Origin of the sequence: Pseudohongiella spirulinae, assembly GCF_001444425.1 — a bacterium.
In the GTDB taxonomy this organism is placed as follows: Bacteria; Pseudomonadota; Gammaproteobacteria; order Pseudomonadales; family Pseudohongiellaceae; genus Pseudohongiella; species Pseudohongiella spirulinae.
On the sequence record NZ_CP013189.1, the window covers coordinates 1,796,646 to 1,823,551 of the forward strand.

General features: G+C 55.4%; 29 protein-coding genes. 7 read left to right on the forward strand and 22 right to left on the reverse strand.

The features are described from left to right. Nucleotides 1–30: 30 nt before the first annotated feature. Genes cmk through gyrA form a run of 4 tightly spaced genes read right to left on the reverse strand, consistent with a single transcriptional unit; the run spans nucleotide 31 to nucleotide 5,875 of the window. On the reverse strand, nucleotides 31–699 hold the full coding sequence (gene cmk, locus PS2015_RS08160; protein ID WP_058021738.1) for a (d)CMP kinase: 669 nt from the start codon (nucleotides 697–699) through the stop codon (nucleotides 31–33). After that, nucleotides 699–2,480 (reverse strand): prephenate dehydrogenase, encoded by a 1,782-nt coding sequence (locus PS2015_RS15460; protein ID WP_169792284.1) that lies wholly within the window; start codon nucleotides 2,478–2,480, stop codon nucleotides 699–701. The genes cmk and PS2015_RS15460 overlap by 1 nt, the downstream gene beginning before the upstream one ends. Continuing rightward, nucleotides 2,467–3,315, reverse strand: coding sequence for a prephenate dehydratase (gene pheA / locus PS2015_RS08170; protein ID WP_058021739.1), 849 nt, complete (start codon nucleotides 3,313–3,315; stop codon nucleotides 2,467–2,469). Before pheA ends, PS2015_RS15460 begins: the two co-directional genes overlap by 14 nt. Further along, nucleotides 3,302–5,875, reverse strand: a complete 2,574-nt coding sequence (gene gyrA / locus PS2015_RS08175; RefSeq protein WP_058021740.1) for a DNA gyrase subunit A — start codon at nucleotides 5,873–5,875, stop codon at nucleotides 3,302–3,304. The genes pheA and gyrA overlap by 14 nt, the downstream gene beginning before the upstream one ends. A 151-nt stretch (nucleotides 5,876–6,026) precedes the next feature. Here gyrA and PS2015_RS08180 point away from each other — a divergent pair, with 151 nt between their 5' ends. From PS2015_RS08180 to PS2015_RS08205, 6 genes are all read left to right on the forward strand, one after another. Then, entirely contained in the window at nucleotides 6,027–7,364 is a 1,338-nt protein-coding gene (locus PS2015_RS08180) for a TRZ/ATZ family hydrolase (protein ID WP_058021741.1), read from the forward strand. Next, a complete protein-coding gene (ubiG, locus tag PS2015_RS08185; RefSeq protein ID WP_058021742.1) occupies nucleotides 7,361–8,071 on the forward strand; it encodes a bifunctional 2-polyprenyl-6-hydroxyphenol methylase/3-demethylubiquinol 3-O-methyltransferase UbiG in 711 nt (236 codons plus the stop codon). Before PS2015_RS08180 ends, ubiG begins: the two co-directional genes overlap by 4 nt. Then, nucleotides 8,068–8,754 (forward strand): HAD-IA family hydrolase, encoded by a 687-nt coding sequence (locus tag PS2015_RS08190; protein WP_237113298.1) that lies wholly within the window; start codon nucleotides 8,068–8,070, stop codon nucleotides 8,752–8,754. The genes ubiG and PS2015_RS08190 overlap by 4 nt, the downstream gene beginning before the upstream one ends. Continuing rightward, the gene (locus tag PS2015_RS08195) at nucleotides 8,751–9,515 is read left to right on the forward strand and encodes a YciK family oxidoreductase (RefSeq protein ID WP_058021743.1); all 765 of its coding nucleotides are present in this window, start codon (nucleotides 8,751–8,753) and stop codon (nucleotides 9,513–9,515) included. Before PS2015_RS08190 ends, PS2015_RS08195 begins: the two co-directional genes overlap by 4 nt. A gap of 179 nt (nucleotides 9,516–9,694) precedes the next feature. Beyond that, nucleotides 9,695–10,603 (forward strand): GGDEF domain-containing protein, encoded by a 909-nt coding sequence (locus tag PS2015_RS08200; protein WP_058021744.1) that lies wholly within the window; start codon nucleotides 9,695–9,697, stop codon nucleotides 10,601–10,603. Between the two features lie 18 nt (nucleotides 10,604–10,621). Then, nucleotides 10,622–11,044: a hypothetical protein gene (locus PS2015_RS08205; protein WP_058021745.1), complete on the forward strand. Its 423-nt coding sequence runs from the start codon at nucleotides 10,622–10,624 to the stop codon at nucleotides 11,042–11,044. Nucleotides 11,045–11,047: 3 nt separating this feature from the next. On the opposite strand, the gene rluB is transcribed toward PS2015_RS08205, so the two are convergent. Genes rluB through PS2015_RS08230 form a run of 5 tightly spaced genes read right to left on the reverse strand, consistent with a single transcriptional unit; the run spans nucleotide 11,048 to nucleotide 15,434 of the window. After that, nucleotides 11,048–11,854: a 23S rRNA pseudouridine(2605) synthase RluB gene (gene rluB / locus PS2015_RS08210; protein WP_058021746.1), complete on the reverse strand. Its 807-nt coding sequence runs from the start codon at nucleotides 11,852–11,854 to the stop codon at nucleotides 11,048–11,050. Beyond that, entirely contained in the window at nucleotides 11,847–12,674 is an 828-nt protein-coding gene (gene scpB / locus PS2015_RS08215) for an SMC-Scp complex subunit ScpB (RefSeq protein ID WP_211271207.1), read from the reverse strand. Before scpB ends, rluB begins: the two co-directional genes overlap by 8 nt. A gap of 43 nt (nucleotides 12,675–12,717) precedes the next feature. After that, a complete protein-coding gene (locus PS2015_RS08220) occupies nucleotides 12,718–13,539 on the reverse strand; it encodes a segregation and condensation protein A (protein ID WP_058021747.1) in 822 nt (273 codons plus the stop codon). Further along, complete coding sequence (locus PS2015_RS08225; protein WP_082628045.1) at nucleotides 13,539–14,753, reverse strand: tryptophan--tRNA ligase; 1,215 nt, start codon at nucleotides 14,751–14,753, stop codon at nucleotides 13,539–13,541. The genes PS2015_RS08220 and PS2015_RS08225 overlap by 1 nt, the downstream gene beginning before the upstream one ends. Nucleotides 14,754–14,813: 60 nt before the next feature. Next, complete coding sequence (locus PS2015_RS08230) at nucleotides 14,814–15,434, reverse strand: L-threonylcarbamoyladenylate synthase (RefSeq protein ID WP_058021749.1); 621 nt, start codon at nucleotides 15,432–15,434, stop codon at nucleotides 14,814–14,816. A 126-nt stretch (nucleotides 15,435–15,560) separates the two neighbouring features. On the opposite strand from PS2015_RS08230, the gene PS2015_RS08235 reads away from it, so the two are divergent. Beyond that, nucleotides 15,561–15,860: a YciI family protein gene (locus PS2015_RS08235; protein ID WP_058021750.1), complete on the forward strand. Its 300-nt coding sequence runs from the start codon at nucleotides 15,561–15,563 to the stop codon at nucleotides 15,858–15,860. A 24-nt stretch (nucleotides 15,861–15,884) separates the two neighbouring features. Here the strand turns inward: PS2015_RS08235 and PS2015_RS08240 are convergent, their stop codons facing one another. The 13 genes from PS2015_RS08240 to ccmA all read right to left on the reverse strand — a co-directional run bounded on the left by PS2015_RS08240 (nucleotide 15,885) and on the right by ccmA (nucleotide 26,697). Further along, a complete protein-coding gene (locus PS2015_RS08240) occupies nucleotides 15,885–16,478 on the reverse strand; it encodes a peptidylprolyl isomerase (RefSeq protein ID WP_335338225.1) in 594 nt (197 codons plus the stop codon). A gap of 20 nt (nucleotides 16,479–16,498) precedes the next feature. Further along, nucleotides 16,499–17,287, reverse strand: coding sequence for an exodeoxyribonuclease III (locus PS2015_RS08245; protein ID WP_058021751.1), 789 nt, complete (start codon nucleotides 17,285–17,287; stop codon nucleotides 16,499–16,501). Nucleotides 17,288–17,790: 503 nt separating this feature from the next. Then, nucleotides 17,791–18,306 (reverse strand): molybdenum cofactor biosynthesis protein B, encoded by a 516-nt coding sequence (gene moaB, locus PS2015_RS08250; RefSeq protein ID WP_058021752.1) that lies wholly within the window; start codon nucleotides 18,304–18,306, stop codon nucleotides 17,791–17,793. Nucleotides 18,307–18,314: 8 nt separating this feature from the next. Continuing rightward, complete coding sequence (gene moaA / locus PS2015_RS08255) at nucleotides 18,315–19,394, reverse strand: GTP 3',8-cyclase MoaA (protein WP_237113299.1); 1,080 nt, start codon at nucleotides 19,392–19,394, stop codon at nucleotides 18,315–18,317. 13 nt (nucleotides 19,395–19,407) lie between these two features. Continuing rightward, the gene (gene ccmI / locus PS2015_RS08260) at nucleotides 19,408–20,679 is read right to left on the reverse strand and encodes a c-type cytochrome biogenesis protein CcmI (RefSeq protein WP_058021754.1); all 1,272 of its coding nucleotides are present in this window, start codon (nucleotides 20,677–20,679) and stop codon (nucleotides 19,408–19,410) included. A gap of 9 nt (nucleotides 20,680–20,688) precedes the next feature. After that, entirely contained in the window at nucleotides 20,689–21,270 is a 582-nt protein-coding gene (locus PS2015_RS08265) for a cytochrome c-type biogenesis protein (protein WP_058021755.1), read from the reverse strand. Then, nucleotides 21,267–21,827, reverse strand: coding sequence for a DsbE family thiol:disulfide interchange protein (locus PS2015_RS08270; RefSeq protein ID WP_082628046.1), 561 nt, complete (start codon nucleotides 21,825–21,827; stop codon nucleotides 21,267–21,269). The genes PS2015_RS08265 and PS2015_RS08270 overlap by 4 nt, the downstream gene beginning before the upstream one ends. Next, nucleotides 21,827–23,827 carry a heme lyase CcmF/NrfE family subunit gene (locus PS2015_RS08275; RefSeq protein WP_058021756.1) on the reverse strand — a complete coding sequence of 667 codons (2,001 nt, stop codon included), beginning with the start codon at nucleotides 23,825–23,827 and terminating at the stop codon, nucleotides 21,827–21,829. The genes PS2015_RS08270 and PS2015_RS08275 overlap by 1 nt, the downstream gene beginning before the upstream one ends. Next, entirely contained in the window at nucleotides 23,827–24,282 is a 456-nt protein-coding gene (gene ccmE / locus PS2015_RS08280) for a cytochrome c maturation protein CcmE (protein ID WP_058021757.1), read from the reverse strand. The genes PS2015_RS08275 and ccmE overlap by 1 nt, the downstream gene beginning before the upstream one ends. Beyond that, the gene (gene ccmD, locus PS2015_RS08285) at nucleotides 24,279–24,491 is read right to left on the reverse strand and encodes a heme exporter protein CcmD (protein ID WP_058021758.1); all 213 of its coding nucleotides are present in this window, start codon (nucleotides 24,489–24,491) and stop codon (nucleotides 24,279–24,281) included. Before ccmD ends, ccmE begins: the two co-directional genes overlap by 4 nt. Next, nucleotides 24,488–25,234, reverse strand: coding sequence for a heme ABC transporter permease (locus tag PS2015_RS08290; RefSeq protein ID WP_058021759.1), 747 nt, complete (start codon nucleotides 25,232–25,234; stop codon nucleotides 24,488–24,490). Before PS2015_RS08290 ends, ccmD begins: the two co-directional genes overlap by 4 nt. 90 nt (nucleotides 25,235–25,324) lie before the next feature. Further along, complete coding sequence (gene ccmB, locus PS2015_RS08295) at nucleotides 25,325–26,032, reverse strand: heme exporter protein CcmB (protein ID WP_058021760.1); 708 nt, start codon at nucleotides 26,030–26,032, stop codon at nucleotides 25,325–25,327. Beyond that, nucleotides 26,029–26,697, reverse strand: coding sequence for a cytochrome c biogenesis heme-transporting ATPase CcmA (gene ccmA / locus PS2015_RS08300; protein WP_058021761.1), 669 nt, complete (start codon nucleotides 26,695–26,697; stop codon nucleotides 26,029–26,031). Before ccmA ends, ccmB begins: the two co-directional genes overlap by 4 nt. Between the last annotated feature and the right edge of the window lie 209 nt (nucleotides 26,698–26,906).

Genomic DNA, 26,906 nt, shown 5'->3' on the forward strand with positions numbered 1-26,906 from the left:
CGCTTACTCCGGAGGCTGTCATGCCGCCACTCAGACTCTCTCTTGAACTTTATTGATAACAATATCAAGCACCTGAGAGATACTCAGACAAGTCGTATCAAGACTGTACGCATCCTCAGCCGGCCGTAATGGTGCCACGGCTCGCTGGGTATCGCGCTCGTCACGCGCCCGGATATCCGCCAAAAGGTCGCCGATCTTAACATCAATACCCTTTGCAATCAACTGCTTATAGCGCCGTTCTGCACGCTCTTCAGCAGAGGCTGTCAGAAAAATTTTGACCGGGGCTTCAGGGAAAACTACCGTCCCCATATCACGACCATCAGCCACCAGTCCGGGAGGCTGACAAAAGTCCCGCTGGCGCTGCAGCAGCGCCTCGCGAACGGCCGGAATGGCGGCAACCAGCGATGCATGGCTGCCGGCCTGCTCTGTGCGAATAAACGCAGACACCTCTTCGCCGTCGCACCAGACACTATCGTCATTGCCCGTGCCAAAACGAATATCCAACTGTCGCGCCAACGCTGCCAGCGCTCGCTCATCATCCAGCGCAATCTGCCGACGTTGCGCCGCCATCGCCAACAGACGATACAATGCACCACTGTCAAGGTAATGCCAGCCCAGCCGTTGTGCGGCAAGACGACTGATAGTGCCTTTGCCTGCGCCACCGGGCCCGTCAATAGTCACGACCGGAGTATCTGCCATTACACCAGTTCCTTGATTTTAAAACCCAGACTGCCTAGTGTGACCAATAAACCGGGATACTGAGCGGCCAGGTCTCCGACAGCAGTCAGAGTCATCTCATGGGCTCCCGTTGCCACCAGAGCCGCCGTCAGTAGAGCCAGCTCGGTATCGTGATCGCAGTCAATTTGATGCACATCTGCTGCCCAGAGTCCGCTTTTCACCTGCACGGTTGTCGAATCTGCCAGTGTGATCTGCAACCCCGAGTCTCGCCAGGGGCGGAGCCGATGCCATAAAGCGGCGCACTCTGAAGTCTCTAACGCAATTTCAAGTTCCTGATCTCCGGTCAGCCCCCATGCAACCAGTGCCAGACTCTCCGCAAGCGACAGACTGCCGACCGGCACATCCAGTCGCGTGCCACCGGTCATGGTCGTCACCAGTGCCGCGATCTGCAGGTCTTTGTTATCCTGCACCGACAGGTTCAGGCCAAGTTCAGACCATAGCGCGGGCAAACCGCTCAGCGCCGCCTCGTCACCCAGCCCGTCACGAATAACAACAGAAGACGCTGGCAGGCAGGAAGCCGCCAGACCGATGACCGCGATGAGCAGCGGGTCAGCGCCCAGCGACAGATTCACTGTCTTCTGATCGCCAGCGAAAACCAATAGCTCACCCTGCTCAGGGCCACTGATTGGCGTGCCGGCAGCATTCAACTTTTGCACAAGCTGCAATGATTGCCTGTCCTCCGGAAAGCCACGGATCAAGGTTTTTTGCCCCGTAGCCAGAGCACCCAGCAGGGCTGCACGGGCACCTTCTGCCCCGGATGACAGCCAACAATCACCCTTTATACAGACTGCCGGCGTCACGCGAAGTGGCCGCGATGACTCAGGCTCAGGGACATCCAGAGCAGACTGACCGGCCCTGAATCGACGGATAAAATCGTCCCTCACTGATTTGGCGCGCGCGAACCCGGTCTGCAGCGCAACCCCATCGGCCTGCAGCAAAAGACGCTTCATGTCAGTCAACGAGTTCATGTAGGCATCCAGCACAGACACCGTAGCCTCCCGGTTGGCCAGAAATATATCGCGCCACATCACCGGATCGCTTGACGCGATGCGACTGAAATCGGCGAAGCCACCAGCCGCATAGTCAAACACCTGCTGCGGGCGATCGGGTTCTCCAACCTTATCGACAAGCGTGTTAACCAGAGCAAACGCAAGTAAATGCGGCAAATGGCTGGTACCGGCAAGGATCCTGTCGTGACGTCCGGCACTCATGGCGTGTACATCAGCCCCAAGACACTGCCAGAGCTGCATTACCGTCTGAACTGCCACTGTCTGGTTTTCTGCCACCGGCGTCAGAATGACTTTGCGCTGCTGATAGAGATCGGCTCTGGAGGCCTGATAACCACTCTGTTCCGATCCGGCAATGGGATGCCCGGCAACAAAGCGTGAGCTGGCTGATCCCAGGATGCGGCGCGCATCGGCGAGCACGCTGCCTTTGACACTTGCCGCGTCAGTTACGATCGCATCGGCACGCAGCAGATCGCTGATCTGCTCCAGCACACGGGCAACAGTCAGCGTTGGTGTTGCCAGCAGAATAATATCGGCATCCGGCACCAATGTATCTGGCGTAGTGGCATAACCATCGATAACCCCATCCAGCAAAGCCGTCTGTAAAGGCCCCTCGTCGCGGCCACAGGCCAGGATGCGTCGACAGTGTCGACCGGCCGCCAGTCCACGCGCCACAGAGCCGCCAATCAGCCCCAGACCAATTATAAGAACTGTTTTATTTTCAAGAAGATGCACGAGTATACGAACCCAGGTTCTTGATTTTAACAACACGCTCGGTCAACTGGCTGAAGACCTGTTTAACTGCTGCATCGTCGCTGTGCCCCTCGAAATCTATAAAGAATACATAGGACCACATATCATCGCGGGCAGGTCGGGTCTCAAGCCGGGTCAGGCTGACCTGAAATCGGTCAAACGGCTCAAGCAGGCGAAACAGGGAGCCAGGTTTGTTTTCGGCGTACACGATGATAGAGGTCTTGTCGGCACCGCTCGGCTGCGTATTACGCACACGTGCAAGCGTCAGAAAACGGGTGGTGTTATTGCGCCTGTCCTGAATGCCCGCCACCACGACGTTCAAGCCATACAATTCGGCAGCTTTCAAACCTGCAATGGCGGCTGTTGACGGATCTTCGGCAGCAAGTCTTGCCGCCTCAGCGTTGCTGCTCACATCCAGCAATTCAATATCGGGGTAGTGGCTACGCAACCACAAGCGGCACTGGCCCAGTGATTGCTTGTGGGAAACAATGCGGCGCACATCGACCATATCAGCGCCGGGCTGCAGCAAAAGGTTGTGCTCTATGGGAATAAACACCTCACCAACGATGCTGAGTGAGGTATCGATAAGGCAGTCCAGGGTCGTATTGACTGCTCCCTCCGTGGAGTTCTCTACCGGCACCACTCCGAAATCTGACTGCCCGGCTTCCACATCCAGAAATACGTCATCAATGCTGGCAACACTGTGATAATCCAGAGTACGGCCGTCCTCACTGAACGCGCGATCGACGGCAGCGTGCGAAAACGTTCCGGGCGGCCCGAGGAAGGCCACCCTGATAACATCATCAGTCTTCTGCATCGACATCCGGCAGACCTTCCGGCTCTTCATCATCAGGGTCTGCAACCTGCTCTATACCCACCAGTTTTTCATCGTTTTTCAGACGAATCAGCCGTACACCCTGGGTGTTGCGGCTCAGCACAGGCACTTCATCAACACGAGTTCGCACCAGAGTACCCCGATCACTGATCAACATGATCTGATCTCCATCGCTGACCTGAGCCGCGCCAACCAGGTCACCATTGCGCTCGCTGGTCTGCATGGCGATCACACCCTGTCCGCCCCGGCCGTATTGCGGGAATTCGGTTGTATCCGTGCGCTTGCCATAACCATTTTCACTGACGGTCAGCAGTTGCTTACCCTCTTCAGGAATGATCAGGGCGATCATCTGCTGTCCTTCAGCCAACCGAATACCACGCACGCCGCGTGCGGTCCGACCCATAGCACGCACATCACCTTCATTGAAGCGCAGCGCTTTACCGCCGCTGCTCAGCAGCATAATGTCACGCTGACCGTCGGTCAGGGCTGTACCAATCAGCGTATCGCCTTCATCCAGCTCAACAGCACGCAAACCAACACTGCGCGGTCGTGAGAAGTTCTCCAGCGGTGTTTTCTTCACCGTGCCGTGAGCCGTAGCCATGAAAATAAAATAGCCTTCGGTGTATTCACGAATCGGCAACATACTGGTGATACGCTCACCCTCTTCCAGCGGCAGAATATTCACCAAGGGCCGGCCACGGGAAGTGCGGCTCGCCAATGGGATGTTGAACACCCGGATCCAGTACACTTTGCCGGCGCTGCTGAAACACAGCAGTGTGTCATGACTGCTGGCAATCAGCAGGTGTTCAACAACATCCTCATCTTTAACAGATGCCGCTGCCTTGCCCATACCACCACGGCGCTGCGCCTGATAGTCAGCCAGCGGCTGTGACTTGGCATAACCGCCTCGGGAGATGGTGACAACTCGGTCTTCTTCGGTAATCAGGTCTTCCATGCTCAGATCAAGCTGCGAGCCGACAATCTCGGTGCGCCGCTCATCAGCGTAGTTGGCCCGCACCAGATTCATCTCTTCGCGCATCACCTCAAACAATCGCGCATCACTGCCCAAAATCTCCAGGAAGTCAGCAATTTGTTTCAGTAACTCTTTGTAATCGTTAATAAGCTTTTCGTGCTCAAGCCCGGTCAGGCGATGCAGTCGCAGATCCAGAATCGCCTGAGCCTGGGCCGGTGACAGATAATACTCATCGCCCTTCAGACCAAACTCTTCTGCCAGCTCCTCGGGACGACAGGCATCGGCGCCCGCCTCTCCCAGCATGGCCAGCACACTGGTGGACTGCCAGGAGCGCGCCAGCAATTTCTCTTTTGCCTCAGCCGAGGTGGGCGACTCCTTGATCAATTGAATAACGGCATCAATATTAGCCAGCGCGACAGCCAGACCTTCCAGGATATGGCCTTTTTCACGCGCTTTGCGCAGCAGATAAATCGTACGGCGCGTCACTACTTCGCGGCGGTGACGAATGAACGACTGCAGAATCTCTTTCAGATTAAGCAGGCGTGGCTGCCCGTCAACCAGCGCCACCATATTGATACCGAACACTGACTGCATCTGCGTCTGGGCGTAGAGGTTGTTCAGTACGACCTCGCCCACCTCGCCGCGGCGCAGCTCGATGACCACCCGCAGGCCGTCTTTATCGGACTCATCGCGCAGCTCTGTTATGCCCTCAATTTTCTTCTCTTTCACCAGCTCGGCAATCTTTTCAACCAGACGGGCCTTGTTCAGCTGGTATGGAATCTCAGTGACAATAATGGTCTGCTTGCCACTCTTTTCATCTTCGATGATCTCGGCCCGGGCACGCATGTAAATGCGGCCGCGACCTGTCTTGTAGGCCTCGACAATACCGGCTCGACCATTGATGATAGCCGCCGTCGGGAAATCCGGGCCTTTGACATACTCCATCAGCTCATCGATGGTGATATCGTCGTTATCCAGCAGAGCCAGGCAAGCGTCGATAACCTCGCCCAGATTGTGAGGCGGAATATTAGTGGCCATGCCCACGGCGATACCGGACGAACCATTAACCAGCAGATTCGGGATCTGTGTTGGGAACACATCCGGGATCGTCTCGGTACCGTCATAGTTATCCGAGAAATTAACCGTTTCCTTGTCCAGATCGGCCATCAGATCGTGGGCAATTTTGGCCATGCGAATCTCGGTGTAACGCATGGCGGCGGCCGCGTCACCATCTATCGAGCCGAAGTTACCCTGGCCGTCCACCAGCGGATAACGCAAAGAGAAGTTCTGCGCCATACGGACGATGGTGTCGTAAACCGCTGAATCACCATGCGGGTGATATTTACCGATCACGTCACCGACCACACGGGCCGACTTTTTATAGGGCTTGTTGTAATCGTTGGAGAGCACATTCATCGCGAACAGCACACGCCGGTGAACCGGCTTCAGACCATCGCGAACATCCGGCAACGCCCGGCCAACAATAACGCTCATGGCATAAGCGAGGTAGGACTCACGCATTTCGCTTTCAAGCGAAACCGGCAAGACCTGATTGGTAGATTCCGTCATAGATTTTCCATTTTGTAGGTCCGGAAAAATTACGCGATTCTACCACAAACACCAACCTGCCGGACAGATAAATACCAAGTGATAACAGGCTGCAGCTTTGGCCCCCAATTCGTTATAATCGCGGGCTGAACCCGCCAGATCAGGAGTGCGCATGACCGCCACCGAGACGCCAGCCCGGATCGACCTGTTGATCCACGCCCGCTGGATATTACCCATGAATGAGCAGCAATCAGTGCTGGAGCATCACTCTCTGGCCGTTCATCATGGCCGCATCGTCGCTCTGTTGCCAACAGAGGAGATCAACCAGCACTTCAGCGCTGAGTCCGTGCAGCAGTGTGACGATCACATCCTCATGCCGGGTCTGGTCAACACTCATGGGCATGCTGCCATGAGCCTGCTGCGTGGTATTGCTGACGACCTGCCGCTGCAGACCTGGCTGGAGAAGCACATCTGGCCATTGGAAGGTCGCTGGGTCAGCGAAGAGTTTGTGTATCACGGTACGCAGCTCGCCATCGCCGAAATGCTGCGCGGCGGCACGACCTGTTATGCTGACATGTATTTCTTTCCGGAAGCCTCAGCGCGGGCGGCTTCAGAGGCGGGCATGCGGGTACAACTGGCCTGCCCGATTATAGACTTTCCAACTCCCTGGGCAGCTGATGCCAACGAAGCCATCTGTAAAACCCTGACACTACACGACAGCTGGCGCAACAAGCCACTGGTGCACACGGCTTTCGGTCCGCACGCCCCCTATACGGTTTCTGATGAGCCGCTTCGACGCATTGTGCCGCTGGCGGAGGAACTGGATATCCCCATCCACATGCATGTGCACGAAACCGAAACCGAGGTGCAGGATTCAATCCGTCAATATGGCGTGCGCCCCATCAAACGGCTGCTGGATATTGGCCTGTTCAGTCCACGCCTGATCTGCGTGCATGCGACAGCGCTGGACAATGAGGACATTGCCACTATTCGCGACAATGGTGCACATATTGTGCACTGCCCGCAGTCCAACCTGAAACTGGCCAGCGGCTTCTGCCAGGTTGAAACGCTGCGTAAAGAAGGCATCAACGTGGCATTGGGCACCGATGGTGCGGCCAGTAATAATGACCTGGACATGTTCGCAGAGCTGAGCACTGCTGCCATGCTGGCCAAGGCTGTCGCCGGGGATGCCGCGGCGCTGCCTGCTCATGATGCGCTGCAGATGGCCACTATTAATGGTGCCCGGGCGATGGGGCTGGACCACCTGACCGGTTCTCTGGAACCTGGCAAACAGGCTGATGTCATTGCTGTCAACATGAATCAGGTCAATGCTCTGCCCATGTATCACCCCGCTTCGCACCTGGCCTATAGCACCCGTAGCGATCAGGTTGAACACGTCTGGGTCAATGGTAAACAGTTACTCGCTCACGGAAAATTAACCACCATCGATCCAGGCAGCCTGATAGAAACCACCCGCCAATGGCAAAACAAACTGCAGGAATTCGCATGACACAGACGCACACCAACCGAGACGACGCCGAAATCCGCAAATTTGAGGCGCTGGCCGCCCGCTGGTGGGACCCCAACAGCGAGTTTCGGCCACTGCACGAAATCAACCCCCTGCGTATGGGTTTTATCAGCCGCAAGATCAATCCGGCCGGTCAGAAATGTGTCGACATCGGCTGCGGGGGCGGCATCCTCAGTGAGGCACTTGCCCGCCAGGGTGCACAAGTCACGGCTATTGATCTTGCTGAGGCCTCGCTGTCAGTCGCGCGCCTGCATCAGCTGGAAAGTGGCCTGGACAGCATACGCTACGAGAATATTTCCGCTGAGGCGCTGGCGGAACAGGAGCCGGAGCAGTATGACATTGTCACCTGCCTGGAAATGCTCGAGCACGTGCCCGATCCGGAAGCGGTTGTTGCCGCCTGCGCGCGCCTGGCGAAGCCGGGTGGACAATTGTTTTTCTCCACCATCAACCGCAATCCCAAAGCCTGGCTATTCGCCATCGTTGGCGCTGAATATGTATTGAATCTGCTGCCACGTGGCACACATGACTATGCCAAGTTCATCAAACCTTCAGAACTGGCAAATTGGTGCCGCCATCAGCAGCTGGAACAGGGCGAGTTGATTGGCATGACCTACAACCCGCTGACTCGCAAGTACAAGCTGGAAGCCGATGTAACAGTCAACTACCTCGCACATTACATCAAACCATGATGCTCAAACGCCCCCTGCCCGCCAGCGTGCTGTTTGATCTGGATGGCACACTGATTGACACGGCACCCGACTTTGTCAGCGTTATCAATCAGCTGTGCGCCCAGTTTGATATCAATCCGCCCTCACCAAAGGCCATCCATGCGACCGTCTCCAGCGGCGCCCGTGCTCTGACTCAACTGGCCTTTGGTCTGAGTCCGCAAGATGACGGATTTGAGATCCGACTGCAGGCACTGCTTGATCTGTACGGACAACAGATCAACGCCAGTCATGCCCGGCTCTACCCTCGCATGCAAGCGCTGCTGCTGCGACTGAGTGACCATGCAATTCCCTGGGGTGTTGTGACCAATAAACCGTTACGTTACAGCGAGCCCCTGCTGAGCGTATTGGGACTGAGCGAGAACTGTGCGGTGTTGATTTGCCCGGATCATGTTAGCCACAGCAAACCTCATCCGGAGCCATTACTGCTGGCCTGCAAGCGACTGGGCTGTGAGCCTGAGGCGAGCATTTATGTGGGCGACCACCCGCGAGATATCGAAGCTGGCCGGGCTGCCGGCATGGCCACGATCGCCGCTGCATACGGATACCTGCCGCCCGAATCACCCATCGACGACTGGCAGGCGGACTTCATTGCCGCTTCAACTGATGACATTTCCCGCTATATCTGGCAAGAGGATACAAAATGACTGACACACTCAAAGGCAAACTGATCATGGTCACCGGCGCTGGCGACGGCATAGGCAAAGCCGCTGCCATGGCTTACGCCCGCGCAGGTGCCAGCGTGATACTGTTGGGACGGACCCAGGAGAAACTGGAAAGTGTGTATGACGCAATAATGGCCGAAAAATTGCCTGAACCGATCATCCACCCCATGGACCTGGCCACAGCCGATATCGCTGATTATGAGGAGTTGGGCACGTCAATACAGGAGCAATTTCCAGCTTTGGACGGACTGCTGCACAATGCCAGCATTCTGGGCTCATTGGGTCCCATTGAGTATTTTCCGCCGGAAAGCTGGCTGAAAATCATGCAGGTCAATGTCAACGCCGTGTTTCTGTTGACCCGGGCATTGCTGCCAGCGCTGGCACAATCTGCCGATGCCCGAATTCTGATGACGTCGTCCAGCGTTGGCCGACAAGGCCGGGCTTACTGGGGAGCCTACTCGGTCAGCAAATTCGCCACTGAGGGTTTGATGCAGGTGCTGGCTGACGAGCTTGAGAACACATCCAGTATCCGTGTAAACAGCATTAACCCCGGTGCCACCCGAACCGAGATGCGCCGCAGCGCCTTCCCTGCAGAAGATCCTGCCACTTTACCGACCGCTGAGTCCCTGATGCCCGCCTATGTTTATCTGATGAGTGCGCAGAGTCAGGCTATTCACGGCCAGGCTATTGATATTCGGGAAATGCTGGCCCGTGTACAGAACGACCACGCGTCGGCAAACTGACACTGATTGCGGCAAAGTGCCGGAATTCCGGCAACTATTGCCGCCACCCGACTGGCTTAGCATGGCAAGTATTTGCCGTTACAACCAGCATCTTATTGATATTGATACACTTTAATACAAAAAATATAATCTGGCACGATTTTCGCTGGTAACACTGCATACCAATGCAGGAGAACCTTATGGCCGTGCCATTAAGTACCGCGCAAACCATCGATATCAATGTCGCCAGAGCTTCGCTGCAGGAAGCCGGACAGGATGCTGGTGCAGGTCACGAAACACGCTATCGCCTGTTATCCGCCCTGCAGACAACGCTGGACGCTGAGCGCCTGCTGACCATTTTCTTTAATGAAGTTAGCACACTGATCACCATCAGCGGCTTGCGCTATGAAAACGAGTCACTGAACCTGCAGGCAAGTCTGGGCAACACCGCAGCACACAGCAGCTCTTACCGACTGATCATCCAGGGTGATCAACTGGGTGAACTGACTATTACCCGAGAAACGCGGTTTTCTGAATCTGAACTGCATCTGTTTGAAAAATTGCTGGGCAATCTGCTGTGCCCGTTACGTAATGCTCTGATATACCAGGCAGCTCTGAATGCTTCACGTACTGATGCCCTGACTGGTGCCGGCAATCGCATGGCGCTTATGGAGGCTCTGGAGCGCGAAATCAGCCTGGCACGACGCTACAACCAGGACCTGGCTCTGCTGATTATGGATGTAGACAAATTCAAATCCATCAATGATGAGCATGGCCATGCGGCAGGTGATCGTGTACTCAAGGAGCTGGTCAGACTTATCGGACAGATCAACCGCAATACTGATCAATGCTTTCGCTATGGAGGGGAGGAGTTTGTTGTCCTGCTCAGCAACACATCCCGGGGCGGTGCGAGCGTGATAGGTGAGCGTCTGCGCTCAGCCATTGCCAATATGCGCATCTGTGCTGAGAACGGTCCTCTGCAGCTAACCGTCAGCATTGGTTCAGCCAGTTTCTGCGAAACGGACACCGCCGAATCGCTGCTTAACCGCGCCGACAAGGCCATGTATCAAATCAAACAGGGTGGCGGCAATGCCATCGAGTGCGTCTAACAATCAGAGGAATAAATCATGACGGTCGCCACTACCGGCATTTTGAGTGTCCGCAGCGAACAGCCCCGGCAGGCTGAGAAAAGCAGCGCGCCGCAGCGCAGCAAAGCGCGCGCGCAGGCGCTGAAACAGCATATGATGGACTCGCTTGCTGATACCACCGAGCTGTCTGCATTGCAGGAACGCTTACTCAACAGTCTCACGCAAGGTATCGGGCTGGATGGTCTGCATTACCATAATGAAGCACTGGCACTGGATATTCAGCTGGGCCAACAGGTTGGCCACAGCTGTGGTTATCGGTTGCTGTGCACCGACGAATACCTGGGGGAGATTATCTTCAAACGCCGTCGTCGTTTCAGCGAACGCGAACTGGAGCTGATCGAGTCAGTTATTCCCGCCCTGGTCAGCCCGCTGCGCAAATCTCTGCGAAGCCAGCAAGACTGACCGCTAACGACGCCGTTTCTGCGGCCGGGCCGGACGACGGGTGCTGCCGGAGGGTGGCGTCAGTCCGGCCAATTCATAAAGGCCGACCACTTCAGCCGTCTTCATTTCGTAAAACTGACCTTTTTTGACCCGACTGGGTATAAATACAGGCCCGTAACGGACCCGTTTCAGGCGGCTGACACGCACGCCCTGCGATTCCCACAGCTTGCGCACCTCCCGGTTTCTGCCTTCCATGATCACCACGTGATACCAGCGGTTGCGTCCTTCACCGGCAAAGTATTGAACATCTGTGAATCGGCAAAGATGCTCTTCAATCATGACGCCCTTTAAAAGCGTCTTTATCATCTCATCGGTCACATCGCCGTTTATTCGCACGGCGTATTCACGATCAATATTGCTGGATGGGTGCATCAGTCGGTTGGCCAGTTCACCGTCTGTGGTGAACAGCAGCAGACCGCTGGTGTTGAAATCCAGGCGCCCTACAGCTACCCAGCGCCCATGTTTGATTGGCGGCAGATGATCATACACGGACGGACGACCCTCGGGATCGCGCATGGAGCAGATTTCATTCTCGGGCTTGTTATATAGCAAAACCCGCGGCATGGCCGCATCGTCACCCATATTGGCAACTTTTTTTCCATCCACGTGAATGGTGTCTTCCGGCGTCACACGATCCCCGATCGAGGCCACTTTCCCGTTAACACGCACCCGCCCCTCATCAATCCATGATTCCATGGTGCGTCGCGAACCAAAGCCCGCCCTGGCCAGCACTTTTTGCAATTTTTCGTCCTGTTGGACTTCTTCACTCATCCGTTTGATCCTGCTTATCCCGACCGTAGCCGAGAATGTCGTCAAGAGGTCGTTTGGCCAACGCCATCGCCTCATCCTCATCAATTAATTTGTCCGGGTCGATCGCTTCATCATCGGTATCCGGCCCGGCGTCCTGTTCATCCGGCAGGGTCAGCACCCGTCCTTCCGACCCGTCACCCAGATCCAGCTCGGGATTGAGCTGATCCAGATCGCGGATTTCGGACAGCGGCGGCAACTCCTGCAGACTTTTCAGATTAAAATAATCCAGAAAGTGACGTGTCGTGGCAAACATGGCTGGTCTGCCCGGCACATCGCGATGGCCAACCACCCGTATCCACTCGCGGTCCAGCAGCGTGCGGATTATTGTGGAACTGACCGCCACACCCCGTATTTCCTCTATGTCACCGCGAGTAATCGGCTGACGATAGGCAATAAGACCCAGCGTCTCCAGCAAGGCCCGGGTATAGCGCTGCGGTTTTTCTTCTGACAGCCGCGCAATCCAGGGGCTCAAATGCTGCCTGACCTGAAAGCGAAAGCCCGAAGCGACCTCTTTCAACTCAAATCCCCGTTCTTCGCAGCCTTCAGCAATCCTGGCCAATGCGGCACGGATCTGATCATTTGTCGGACGCTCTGCCTCCACAAAGAGTTCGGCCAGTGCCGCCACCGACAGGGGTTTACCCGAAGCCATCAGCAATCCCTCGATGATCTGCTGCAGCAGTTTTTCATCGATGTCGCGGGCGGCTTCTTCTACCGTCTCGACAGCCGCCTCATCAATAGGAGTGCCGTCTTCGGGCTCAATAGGAGTTGAGTTTTCAGTCATTGCATACCTGCATCAGTTTCTTATCCGCCAACTGCCCCACTGCTCAGCTGCGCGCCTTGATGTGAATCGGCGCAAATGGTTCATTTTGTACAATATCAACCAATGAGTCTTTGACCAGCTCCATAACAGCCAAAAAGGTCACGACCACCCCAAGCCGGCCCTCTTCACGCATCAGCAAGGAGACCAGCGGCACAAAACGCTCACTGGACAGACGCACCAGAATTTCGGCCATTTTCTCACGGGTCGACAGGGTTTCGCGCTGCACCTGATGGTGCTCAAACATGTCCGCCCGTCGGAGTGCACCGGCCAGCGCCGCCAGAATTTCATGTAACTCAACAACCGGATCAGGCGCCGTGCGCTCAAGCTGAGGCCCGGTGGCTCCGGCTACAAAGATATCACGCTCAATGCGGGGCAGTTCGTCAAGATCTTCAGCCGCTTTTTTGTATCGCTCGTATTCCTGCAGACGTCTTATCAGTCGCGCGCGCGGATCTTCTTCGTCTTCCTCTTCATCCTTGCTGCGCGGCAGTAGCATGCGCGATTTGATCTCGGCCAGCATGGCGGCCATCACCAGATATTCGGCCGCCAGCTCAAACTGATGGGACTCCATCAGCTCGACATAAGCCATGTACTGCTCAGTGATCAGCGACACATCAATATCCAGAATATCGATATTTTGACGTTTGATCAGATACAGCAGCAAATCCAGCGGGCCTTCAAATGCCTCCAGAAAAACCTCCAGAGCATCCGGCGGAATATACAGATCCTGAGGCAGCTCGGTAATCGCCTTACCCGCTATATACGCAAAGGGCATCTCATGCTGCGGAGGCTCCTGAGGTGAAATCTGTGTGATCGACGGATCGCTCATCAGCGGTAGGCCAGCCCCATTGCTTCGCGCACATCGCGCAATGTTTCGCGGGCTGACTCTCGAGCCTGTTCGCCGCCATCTGCCAGGATTGAACGCACCACATCGGGATCTTTCTCATACTGCCGGGCTCGCTCCTGAATCGGCTCCAGCTCGGCAATGACCGCGTCAATCACTGGCTTTTTGCAGGCCAGACAGCCGATGCCCGCATTTCGGCAGCCATCCTGCACCCAGGCACGTGTACTGTCATCAGAATACACTTCATGCAACTGCCAGACCGGACACTTATCCGGATCACCCGGATCGGTCAGCCTTACTCGGGCTGGATCGGTTGGCATGGTGTTAATCTTTTTGGCAACCGTATCCAGATCCTCGCGCAGCGCAATGGTGTTGCCATAGGACTTGGACATCTTCTGTCCGTCCAGTCCCGGCATCTTGGCCGCCGGTGTCAGCAAGGCCTGCGGTTCGGCCAGAATCATTTTACCGCTGCCTTCCAGATATCCGTACAAACGCTCACGATCACCCAGGGAAATATTCTGCTGCTCGCGAATCAAGGCCTGCGCCCGCTCCAGCGCCTCATGGTCACCCTTTTCCTGGTAGGCCGTGCGTAGTGTCTGGTAAAGACGCGCGGCTTTTTTGCCCATTTTTTTAACGGCGGCTTGGGCATTATCCTCAAAACCTGGCTCTCGCCCGTACAGATGATTGAATCGTCTGGCAACTTCGCGGGTCAGTTCAACATGCGCCACCTGATCAGCACCGACCGGGACATTTCCGGCACGATAAATCAGAATGTCAGCGCTCTGCAGCAAGGGGTAACCAAGAAAACCGTAGGTTTCCAGATCGAGATCACGCAACTTTTCCTGCTGATCCTTGTAGCTGGGTACCCGCTCCAGCCAGCCCAACGGAGTCATCATCGACAGCAGCAGATGCAATTCCGCATGTTCGGGCACACGCGACTGAATAAACAGGGCCGCCGAGCCGGGGTTGACGCCTGCCGCCAACCAGTCAATCACCATGTTCAGCACATGCTCTTCCAACATTTGCGGCGAGGCATAATGTGTGGTCAGAGCGTGCCAGTCGGCAACAAAAAAGAAGCACTCATACTCGTGCTGTAATTTGATCCAGTTCTTCAGAACCCCGTGATAGTGCCCCAAATGCAATTGACCGGTAGGACGCATTCCGGACAGAACACGTTTTTGCGACTCCACTGTAGACAAACGACCCACTCCCTCTTGAAAAAATCGGCGCTATTATCGCACGAATTAACAAAGACCATGTTACATAAACGGCGCGGGATCACCCTTGCCCGCACGCAGCAGCTGCGGCGCACCCTCAACCAGATCGACAACCGTGGTCGGCTCCAGTCCGCAGGCCCCGCTCTCAACAATCAGATCCACCAGTTTTCCGACCTGATCTTCGATATCGTAGATCTCTGACAGCGGGTGTTCATCATCAGGCAGGATCAGACTGGTGCTCATCACCGGCTCACCTACTGCCTCCAGCAGAGCCAGAGTCACCGGATGATCCGGAATGCGCAGACCGATGGTTTTTCGCTTGGGGTGCATCAGGCGCCGGGGCACTTCAGCGGTGGCCGGCAGAATAAACGTATAGGCACCCGGCGTATAGGCCTTGAGCAGACGGTAGGCGCTGTTGCTGACTTTGGCATAGGTGGAGATTTCTGAAAGATCGCGACACATGAGCGTCAGATTATGTTTGTCAGACAACTGACGAATGCGCCGGATGCGCTCCAGAGCATTTTTATCGCCTATGTGACAGGCCAGCGCATAGGTTGAATCGGTGGGATACACCACGACACCACCGCCTATCAGCACCTCGGCGGCACGCTGTATCAGTCGGGGCTCGGGATTTTCGGGATGTATTTGTAAAGTCTGAGTCATGCGCGGCGTTGCGTTCCTGTCTGTGGTTCTTTTATGATCCCTGTGCCGGGAAAGCGCCAACAATAGCAGGCTGCCCCGGCAAAGTCGACATTCACTCAAGCACCGCAGAAACCTGCCAGGAGCCCCATGTTATACGCCATTATCAGTGAAGATGTACCCAATAGCCTGCCCATCCGCATGCCGGTTCGTCCCGCACACCTGGAACGGGTAGAGGCACTGCGCGCCGAAGGCCGACTGATTATTGCCGGGCCACATCCGGCCATCGACAGCGAAGATCCGGGCGAGGCTGGCTTCACTGGCAGCCTGATCATCGCTCGCTTCGACTCTCTTGAGGATGCTCAAGGCTGGGCTGATGAAGACCCTTATCAAAAGGCCGGTGTCTACCAGCGCGTCACAGTCAAACCTTTCAAGCAGGTGCTGCCCTGAACAACCGGATCATTCTCTGGAAAATCAGGGCGCAGGCGCGGGCTTCAGTCCATCGAAATTGCGGTTGAGTATGGTATTCCAGACCAGCAGGTCGGTAGATTTCCGTTCCCATAACGCCGAGATATCGCCATTGATGGTGACGCTGATCATTGTGTCACCCCGGCGGATTGCGTTCACAACATCCATGCCGCTGGTCACGTAACCAAACACCGAGTGATTGCCATCCAGATGCGGCGTCGGCAAGTGAGTGATAAAAAACTGGCTGCCATCGGTACCGGGTCCGGCATTGGCAGTTGAAATTACACCCGGACGATTATGTTTCAGGTTCGTCTCACCGCGAAAGGTATAACCCGGGCCACCACGCCCGGTGCCTTCCGGGTCACCAGTCTGAATCATGAAACGTGGCTCAACCCGATGAAAAACCAGTCCATCGTAATAGCCTCGCAGCGCCAGGTTGATGAAATTGGCTGCCGACGTGGGCGCCGCGCCCTCCCGCAGACTCAGTTCAATCGTTCCCTTGCTGGTTTCAATGGTCGCCGTAATATTCTGAGCCTGCAGGCCCGTGGAACACAACAAGCCCACCAGCAATAAACCCAGCATCTGCCGCATTTTGATCATGCAAAAACCCCTGCTCGCTATCATGACTGACTGGTTTGCCAATCCCACTCCAGATCAAGTGTCACCGGGGCGTGATCGGAAAAATTCTCATCAGTGTAAATTGTAGCATTCTCTACCCGTGAGGCCAGCGCCGGAGTGACTATGTGATAGTCCAGACGCCAGCCAACGTTTTTGGCTCTGGCCTGGCCCCTGTTTGACCACCAGCTGTACTGATCGGGCTGCTGATTCACCAGCCGGAAAGAGTCCACGTAACCCAGCTCATCGTAAAGTTGATCCAGCCAGGCCCTCTCCTCGGGCAGAAAACCTGAATTCTTGCGGTTGGCCCGCCAGTTTTTCAGGTCAATTTCCTTATGACAGATATTCCAGTCAGCGCACAGCACATATTCACGGCCCGACCCGCGAAACTGCTTTAACAAAGGCAGAAAACGATCCAGAAACTCAAATTTGATGGCCTGCCGGGCATCACCGCTGGATCCTGATGGCATATAAAGAGAAACAATGCTCAGATTACCAAAATCAGCCTGTATGTAGCGCCCTTCCTGGTCAGCCACCGACCAGCCAATGCCACGGCTGATCTTGTCCGGAGTAACACGGCAATAGATGGCCGTACCGGCATAACCTTTTTTTTCCGCATCGCAGAAAAACCGCTCATAGCCAGCAGGCCTGAACACCTCATCGTCGAGCTGATGAACCTGCGCTTTGGTTTCCTGCAGACACAGCACGTCAATCTGCTGACGGGAGAACCAATCAAAAAAGCCCTTGCGCGCGGCCGAACGAATACCATTGCAGTTAAAGGTGGTGATGCGCATCTGTACCCCACGTGTAAAAGCGCCCAAGTGTAACCAGAGCGTTCCGGGCTGGCAATCCGACCGATCAGCGCAGTTTTCAGTCAACTCACCGACATAAGGTTACATTTCATCGTGAAAATAAAAATATTTACCTAAAAGTGTTACTTTATTGCGCAACTGTGTTACTATACGCACCGTTACCGAGGCACAAAACGCCAACCGTAACAAACAAAGGTAACAAACCCTGTTTTTAAGATTGAGTAACCTCAAAAGGAGATGACTTAAATGAGTGAACTGATCATTAGCGCACGAGCCGCACTGATCACCGCAGCCGTTGTAACAGCCTCAGTTGCTGTTCCTGTGCTGACCATTCTGGCTAACGTGTAACAGACTTAACACCGAATTTTTGATGCGTGACTAAACTGGCTGACAGGAAGACGCGCATCTGTAAATGCAAGACCCGCGTGGACGGTTTTTTACGCCGGCTCTGACCTTCAGAGCCGGCGTTTTTATTGGCGGGACGATTACACAGACTTAAGTTTGTCGACAAAATGGCAGGGCTTATGACGGCTATCGAGCTGCTGGGCAATAATGCCCTGCCAGGCTGTGCGGCAGGCACCGGTAGACCCGGGCATGCAGAATACGATTGTGCCATTGCTCATGCCGGCAAAGGCGCGCGACTGGATAGTCGAGCTGCCGATCTCGGCGTGAGACAGGTAGCGGAAAATCTCCCCGAAACCATCAATGTGCATATCAAGCAAGGGGGTGACAGCCCGCACTGTATTATCACGATGCGTAAAACCGGTGCCGCCGGTCAGTAACACCGCCTGCACCTGATCATCGGCAATCAGCGTGGCTACCAGAGCCCTTAACTTGTACGTATCATCTTTGACAATATGCCGGGCCAGGACAGTGTGACCCGCCTGCTGCAGGCTGTCGGCCAGATATTTTCCTGAGGTATCGGTCTGCTCGGTGCGAGTATCAGAAACCGTCACCACCACCGCATTAACGGGTAAAAAACCAGTACTTTCTTTTGCCATGTTTGGCACTAACCTCCAGTCATGTTCATCAGCCGGACCGGCTGAGCGTAATCGGCCTCATAAAAATGATGACGCTCCGGCTTCAGATCCATGGCCGCGATGATGGCCTGCTTCAGCGACTCGCTGACCGGCTCTCTTTCCAGGTCTGCAAGATCGCCCAGTGGTGCCGGCCCCTGCTCTGCTAGCCCGCGCCGCAGTACGCTTCGTAAATCAGATGAATGTTCATTGCCCAGACACAGCAACAGGCGTCCTTCAACAGTTACCCGGACCCGGTTGCAGTCCGCACAAAAATTATGTGACATAGGTGAGATGAAACCGATGCGACTATCATAACCGGGAACACGGTAGTATTTAGATGGCCCGGCGGTTCGCGCATCGCTGGCCTGGAGTGAATAGTGTGCCGAAATCTGTTCTCTGACCCAATCGTTGGTGCAGACAGTGTCTTCACGCTTGTGGTCAGACGCCTCTCCAAGAGGCATTTCCTCGATGAAGGCGATATCCAGACCCTGGTCAAGCGCGTAGTCGGTCAGTGCCATGACTTCGTCATCGTTGTACCCTTTCATGATGACGGCATTCAGACGGATACGCTCAAAATCCTCTTGCTGCGCTGCGGCAATTCCGGCCAGCACCCGATCAAGATCGCCAACCCGCGTGATACGACGAAAACGCTCCGGCTGCAGGCTGTCAATGCTGATATTGATACGAGTAACCCCTGCCCTGCGCAGCGGCGCCGCGAGTTTCTGCAATTGTGCGCCATTGGTCGTCAACAATAGCTCATTCAGGCCGGGCAATCGCCCCAACGCCTCAATCAGGCTCATAACGTTACTTCGCACCAGCGGTTCGCCGCCTGTCAATCGCAATCGCTTTACGCCAAGCTCAGTAAAAGCCTTGCCGATTGCATAGATTTCTTCCAGGCTCAGTACCTGTCGGCGTGGCAGAAAAGTCATCTGTTCGGTCATGCAGTACACACACCGGAAATCACATCGGTCTGTGACTGACAAACGCACATAGTCCACCCGTCGACCAAAACGATCGATCAATGCGGGCGTTTCACTACCTGCGGACATGGACTTTGCAGCTTCTGTCATATAAACACTATAGTCAGGGAACGGGTTCACTGATCATTATCTGAATCCTGGCCGGATTTTCCGGTTCGGCATCGTGGTCCAGCATAACAGGTGCGGAACGTGCCTGAAAATCGCCGCTCTGAACATCGGCTGTGCCACTCAGGGACACCGTAGCAACCACCACGACCTCAGAAGCTGAAGAAAGATTAAAAGGACCCACTGCATCGGCGTCACTCAGGTCGACCACCAGCGGCAAATCGGCCACCGTGAGCAGTCTGGCCGCAAGAGGCGGACCGGGTCTTGCACTGTCCTGGGCTGACACAAATACCCGGGTATCATCCGGCACATCGAGTTCGGGCGACAGAGACAAACTGACCTGAATCTGGGGCGCAGAAGCCATCGGATCGGCGTCAGCAGCCGACTGCTGCGTCATCTGAGCCTGAGCATCGGCGATCATCATACGCAGGAACTCACCATCTTCGCTGCCGGCCGGGGTCATATTCAGCAATCGTTGCCAATAAGTCAAAGCACTCTGAAAGTCGCGATTGACATAGGCATCGGCACCCAGCAGTTGCAGCACCGCCGGTTCAGATGGGTTCAGTCGCTGCGCGCTATCAATGATCTGCATGACCTCAGCCGTCATTTGCTGACCGTCAGCAATATACTGAGCCTGGGCATACTGGCCCAGGACCACCGCGCGATCCTGAGGATGCTCAATGTTTTCAGACGCACGCTCAAAGGCCACTGCCGCCTGCTCAAACTGACCGAGCGATACCAGATTGCGGGCCAGAAAGTACCAGGCCCAGCCATTTTCACGGTCCCGCTCAATTACCTCGCCGAGTTCAAAAATGATATCCCGGATCTGCTCAGGATCATTCTGCGCAGCACGGCTGCGATCAAAAATCTGTGCGACCTGCAAATCATTGCTGAAGCCCCACAAGCCGTATAGCCAGATACTCAAAGGCAACACTGCAACAGCCATCAACAGGGGAATCAGGCGTAGCGGACTGAACCAGCTGGCTTTAGCCTGTTCCGCAGCAGACTGATCGGTCGCGTCGTCCGAGCCATCTACATCGCTCAGCAACGTGCGTGACAGTTCTGCCTCCAGCGCATCAAACTCTGTCTGATCAATATGCCCCTCGGACAGTTCAGCCCGAATCTCGCCCAATCGTTCTTTATAAATGCTCAGGTTCGCGGCATTACGCTCTTTGAGACCTGCCACCGCCTTGTTGCTGTGCCTGATGACAGGCAGCAGCACAAAAAGCAGGGCCAGTACAAATAACAGGGTACTGATTATCCAGAACAAGTGATCACCTCATGACGGCTTGGAAGGATTGTCGATATCGTCGCCCAGCAATTGGGCCAGCCGCCGTTTTTCTTCAGGGCTAAGTGGTGCTGTATGAACGCCGGATGTCTTCGATGCAGCGTCTGGTGCCGACGAAGGCGCCGGGGATATGGCTGCAGGCTCCTCTGAGCCACGACCGCTGCGTCGCGTTATATTCCAGGCAATCCATACACCGGCTAACAGAAACAGCACAGGGCCAAACCACAGCAATAGCGTCTGCACGGTTAACCGCGGGCGATACAGAATAAAGTCACCGTAACGCTCCAGCATAAAGGATTCAATTTCTTCATCACTCATGCCATCTATGATCATGAGATAAATCTCACGACGCAAATCGGCGGCCACGCCGCCCGGAGAGCTGCTCAGATTAGCGTTCTGACACATCGGGCAGCGAAAGTCATTGGACAACTGGCGAAAACGTCTCTGCTGCTCATCAGTTTCAAACTCATACACATCCATCTGGGCATGAGCCGTCGGCACGATCCCGGCGGGCAGCAGCAATACCAGGCCAAAGGCCAGCAGCGCATTCAATGTAAGGGACCGCAAACTCATGAGCTGACACCGGCGGCAGACATATGTTCAGACTGCAGTTGGCGTACAACCGGCATGATCTCTTCTTCCCAGGTTCGGTAATCGATAGTGCCAATGTGCTTGAAGCGGATCACGCCACTGGCATCTACGATAAACGTTTCAGGGGCACCATAAACGCCCAGATCAATACCATAACGGCCCGTATCGTCAATGATGTTAAGGCTGAAAGGATTACCGTTGATATCCAGCCAGTCGCGGGCAAGATGATCCCGATCCTTATAATTCACGCCGATAATGGGCACCAGATTCTGTTCGCGGGCTGCCATGAAAATGGGGTTTTCCTGCAGACATGGCAGGCAATAACTGCCCCAGATATTCAGAATGAAGGGTTCATCCGGCAGATCATCAATTGTTGCCAGCTGATCGCCCATCTCCAGAGTTCGCAATTCGAACTCTGGCAATGGGCGGTCAATCAACACGGACGGCAGGGTCCGCGAATCAAGATAGAGACCGCGCCACATAAACACGGCCAGCACTGCGAAGATAATCACCGGGATGTACAGCTTGAGATTTCTCATCACGATTGCTCCCCGACCAGCTGGCCAGTGGCAGACTTTGAAGCTGTCTCAGCCTGCTGCTTCACTTTGAATCGACGATAGCGTTTATCTGTCACGGCCAGAATACCGCCAAAGGCAATAAACAACGTGCCCAGCCACACCCAGCGCACAAAAGGCTTCACGTAGAGTGTCATGGACCAGGCACCACTATCCCTGGGATCACCCAGTGTCACAAACAGATCGCGCAGAAAGCGACCGTCAATGCCCATCTTGGTAGCCGGGGTGTTGCTGGCTGTATACAACTGCTTCTGCGGATACAGATTACGCAGGTATTCACCATCACGCAGCACCCGCACCGTCGCCTCGTCAGCAATGTAGTTGGGGCCCTGCACCGGACGCGTCCCTTCAAATACAAAGGTATAGCGCCCCAGATCGGCCTGCTGGCCGGCCTGCAGCAGCACACTGCGTTCAATACTGTAAATACTGGTCAGGCAGGCGCCCGCCATCGTCACCACGAAACCAAAATGCGCAAGCTGCATGCCCCAGTAGCTGATCGGCAGACTTTTCAGCCCTTCAGCCACTGATGGTTTGTTGGCTATTTTGTTCAGCACATCCTTGCCCATGCTGAACATGATCCACAGGCCGAGCACTGTCACACCAATCGTACCCAGCGGCACATCCATGGTCAGCAAAACCGGGATGGCCACACCCAGCACCAGCGCCGCAATCGCCACCCGGGTCAGTTGCTGTCGCAGATAGGCTGTTGAGGTGCGCTTCCAGCGGCTGATGGGGCCAATGCCCAACAGCACAATCAGAATGCCCATCAACGGTATGAAAATGGTATTAAAATAAGGCGGACCCACCGAGATCAGGTCACCGCCACTGACCGCCTGGTAAACCATGGGATACAGGGTACCCAACAGAATCGCGGCACTGGCAACCACCAGGATCAGGTTATTGGCCAGCAGGAATACTTCACGCGACCAGCTGCCAAAGCCGAACTCACTTTTCAGAATTGGCGCACGAATCGCGTAAAGCACCAGTGAGCCGCCGATGATCACACCCAGGAAGCCCAGAATGTAAACACCGCGTGTCGGATCGGTGGCAAATGCATGCACCGATGTCAGCAGACCTGAGCGCGTAATGAAGGTACCCAGCAGACTGGAGGCAAAGGCCATAATCGCCAGCAGCACCGTCCAGCTCTTGAACACACCTCGCTTTTCCGTCGCTGCCAGAGAGTGAATCATCGCAGCACCCAGCAGCCAAGTGATCAGTGGCGGATTCTCCACCGGATCCCAGGCCCACCAGCCACCCCAGCCCAGCTCGTAATAAGCCCACCAGGAACCCAGCGACAGACCCAGCGTCAGAATCGCCCAGGCAACATTGGCCCAGGGTCGGCACCAGCGCGCCCAGGCAGCATCCAGACGGCCACTGAGCAGTGCAGCAATGGCAAAGGCAAACACCACAGAGAAACCAACATAACCCATATACAGCGACGGCGGATGCACAATAAAGGCAAAGTCCTGCAGCGCCGCATTCAGATCAGCCCCATCAGCCGGTGCCAGCGGCAATACCCGGTCAAAGGGGTTGGAGGTTGCCAGCATGAACAGCGTGTAACCCACGCAGATCAGACCCATGATGGCCAGCACCCGGGCGATAAACTCTTCAGGTACCGACTTACTGAAAATGGCCACGGCCAGCATCCAGCCGCCCAGCATCCAGGTCCAGAACAGGAAGGAACCTTCGTGGCCGCCCCACACGGCTGTAATCTTGTATTGCAGGGGCAAGGTGGTGTTAGAGTGGTTAGCAACAAACTGAACCGAAAAGTCATCAGTGACAAAGCTGTAGCCCAGGATCACCAGACTGATGGACAGGAAAACAAACACGCCGGCCGTGAGCGGTCTGGCCAGTGACATCCAAAGTACATTGTTGCGGGCCGCTCCGATCATCGGCACGGTGCCCAGAATAATGCTCAGGCAGAATGCCAGAATCAGCGCAAAATTACCCAGCTCAGGAATCATCAGTACGTGCCTCCGGCCGAGGCCCGGGCCAGTTCAGCCGCATCCAGCGCAGCTTTGACTTCTGGAGACATGTAATTTTCATCATGGCGTGCCAGCACGCGCGAGGCGATAAAGGTGCCGCTGGCATCAAGTGAACCTTCAGCCACAATGCCCTGCCCCTCACGGAACAGATCAGGCAGAATGCCGCTGTAATAAATCTCTACATCATGGCTGTAATCGGTGGTCACAAACATGACTTCCAGGTCTTCCTGGTTATGGACAACCGAACCTTCTTTAACCATACCGCCAATGCGAATACGCTGACCCTGGGCAGCCTCTCCCGTGGCCACCTGCGTGGGCGTGTAAAACAAATCAATATTACTGCTGAGCGCGTAAAGCGACAGGCCAATGGCCACACTCAGACCGGTGGCAATAAACAGAATAATACCCAGCTTCTTTCTGCGATGCGGTTTCATGACTGGCTCCTGTTATCTTGGCGGGCGGCCAATTCGGCATCCCGCGCCGCGCGACGCTTTTGTTCGCGAATGAATTGCCGGCGCTGAAGTCGCGGCGCCAGCAGGTTGTAAGTGATAAAAATCGTAAACAGCAGATAAACCATCCACACGTGAAAGGTGTAATTGCCCATCTGCAGAAATTCACTGAGGCTGGAAAACTGAATAGTCATACCGGTTCCTTTGCGACCAGATCCTTCACCCATTGCGACCGGCGTTCACGCACCAGAATTTCATTACGGGTGCGTAAAATCAGTGTAATCACAAAAAACACATAAACAGCGCAAATCATGATGACCAGCGGCACCCAGACTTCCGGCGGATTGGGAGCCACCGGGTCCATTGAAAAACGGCTGGCCGGCTGATGCAGCGTATTCCACCACTCGACCGAGTACTTGATAATCGGCACATTGATGGCGCCAACAATGGCCAGTACGGCACAGGCTTTAGCGGCATTATCCGGGCTTTCGATGGCAGAACGCAGCGCGATTACACCAATAAACAGAAAGAATTGAATCAGCATGGAGGTCAGACGTGCATCCCAGGCCCACCAGGTTCCCCAGATCGGTTCACCCCAGATGCCTCCGGTGGCCAACGCCAGACCGGTAAACCAGGCGCCAATTGGCGCTACACATTTGGCCACCATATCAGCCAGCTTCATTTTCCAGACCAGGGTAATAGCACCGGCCACCGCCATTAGCGGGAAACAGGCCAGTGAAATGCTGGCAACAGGCACATGCACATACATGATGCGAATGGTTTCACCCTGCTGATAATCCTGCGGCACGAACAGCAGAGCCCAGGTCAGGCCGGTCACGCCCAGCACTAACATGGCGCCGTACAACCAGGGCAGCCACTTTCCGGAAAGGTCATAAAACCAGCGCGGCGAACCTAATTTTGAAAACCACAGCCACATGACACTGCCCCACCCCAAGCTATTGATTATCCGACTATAACACGAGACTTCCAAGAAGCCCTGTTACGCTTTGTAACGCCTCTGCGGGCGCTAGTTTACACTGATTTTAAGTGCGGCTGCAGAGGCCAGTGGTGCAACACTGAGCGCCAGCGCCAGAATTGCCCCCAGCAGCGCAAAGTGACTGCCTGTCGGCAGACCAAACATGACATCTGTGACCGCTTTGGCGCCGATTATAAGCACCGGGGTCGACAGGGGCAAAACAATCACCGCCAGAATCAGTCCGCGACTGCCCAGCCCCACGGTGAGCGCCACCCCGATAGATCCGAACAGGCTGAGCACCGGCGTGCCGATCAACAGAGTCAGTACCAGTGTGGTGTAGGCTTCGCCGGGCAGATAGAGCATATAGGCCAGCAGCGGCGAGAGGATAACCACTGGCAGACCACTGATCAGCCAGTGCGCAATATTTTTTGCCAGCACCAGAAAGTACAGCGGCTGAGGAGAAAGCAGCAACTGCTCCAGAGAACCATCTTCGTAGTCTGCCCGATACAGATTGTCCAGCGATAGCATGGACGCCAGCAGCGCTGATACCCACACTACCCCGGCAGATATGCGACTCAGCTCCACCGGATCCGGACTGACACCCAGCGGAAACAGCGTGACCACAATAAGGAAGAACATAATGGGATTCAGCAGGTCATTACGCCGTTTGAAGGCGACCAGCAGATCACGCTTGAGCGTGGCACGAAAGGCGCCCCAGGTGCTGACCTGCGGGTTTTGATGAGCAGTATGATCAGTCATGCGGCGCGATCTACCCCATCAAGATTAAGGCTATGCAGCTCGCACGGCACATTCAGAGCATGGTGAGTTGTCACCAGTACAGCACCACCCTGCCCGGCATGCTCTGCAAGCAGCAACTCCAGCTCACGCACGCCATGCACATCCAGTGTGGTAAACGGCTCATCCAGAATCCACAGCCTGGCAGGACTGATCAGCAGGCGCGCCAAGGCCACACGCTGCGTCTGCCCGGCAGAAAGATTACGACAGGGAATGTCCTCGTAAGCGCGCAAGCCTACGCGAGCCAGCGCCGCCTCAATACGGGCATCATCAACCGGTGTATGCAGAGAGGCACTCCAGCGCAGATTTTCACGCGGCGTCAAAATGCGGTTCACACCTGCACGGTGTCCGATATAAAGAAGTGAAGCCAGAAAACGTTCGCGCTGTTCTTCTACAGGCTGCCCATACCAAAGTATGTCACCTTCATAACTGTCATTCAGACCACAAAGAATGCGCAACAGCGTGGTCTTGCCGCTACCGTTGCTGCCTTTCACCTGCATCAGCTGTCCGGCATGCAGCTCAAAGCTCAGATTCCTGAACAACACCCGCTCATCCCGCTCACAGAAAAGCTGCTCAGCCCGCAGCAACGGGCCAGACGAAGGTATCTCAGTGGAATCAGCGTGTATCATCCGCCGGATTATAAACACTTTCCACTGCAAATGGGAGGAAACCGGAGACGGCGTCAGGCTCTGAGTGCTTTGCGGCCGAAGTCGGCACAAGGGCTGTGGGTTGACCTGCACGGTCGTGACCATTCAGGCCATGTTTTCTTCTTTCCCCACACACCCGAAAAGCGGGCGGGACTGTCCGAGTCCCGAGCGGCAAAGCCGCGAGGTCGAGT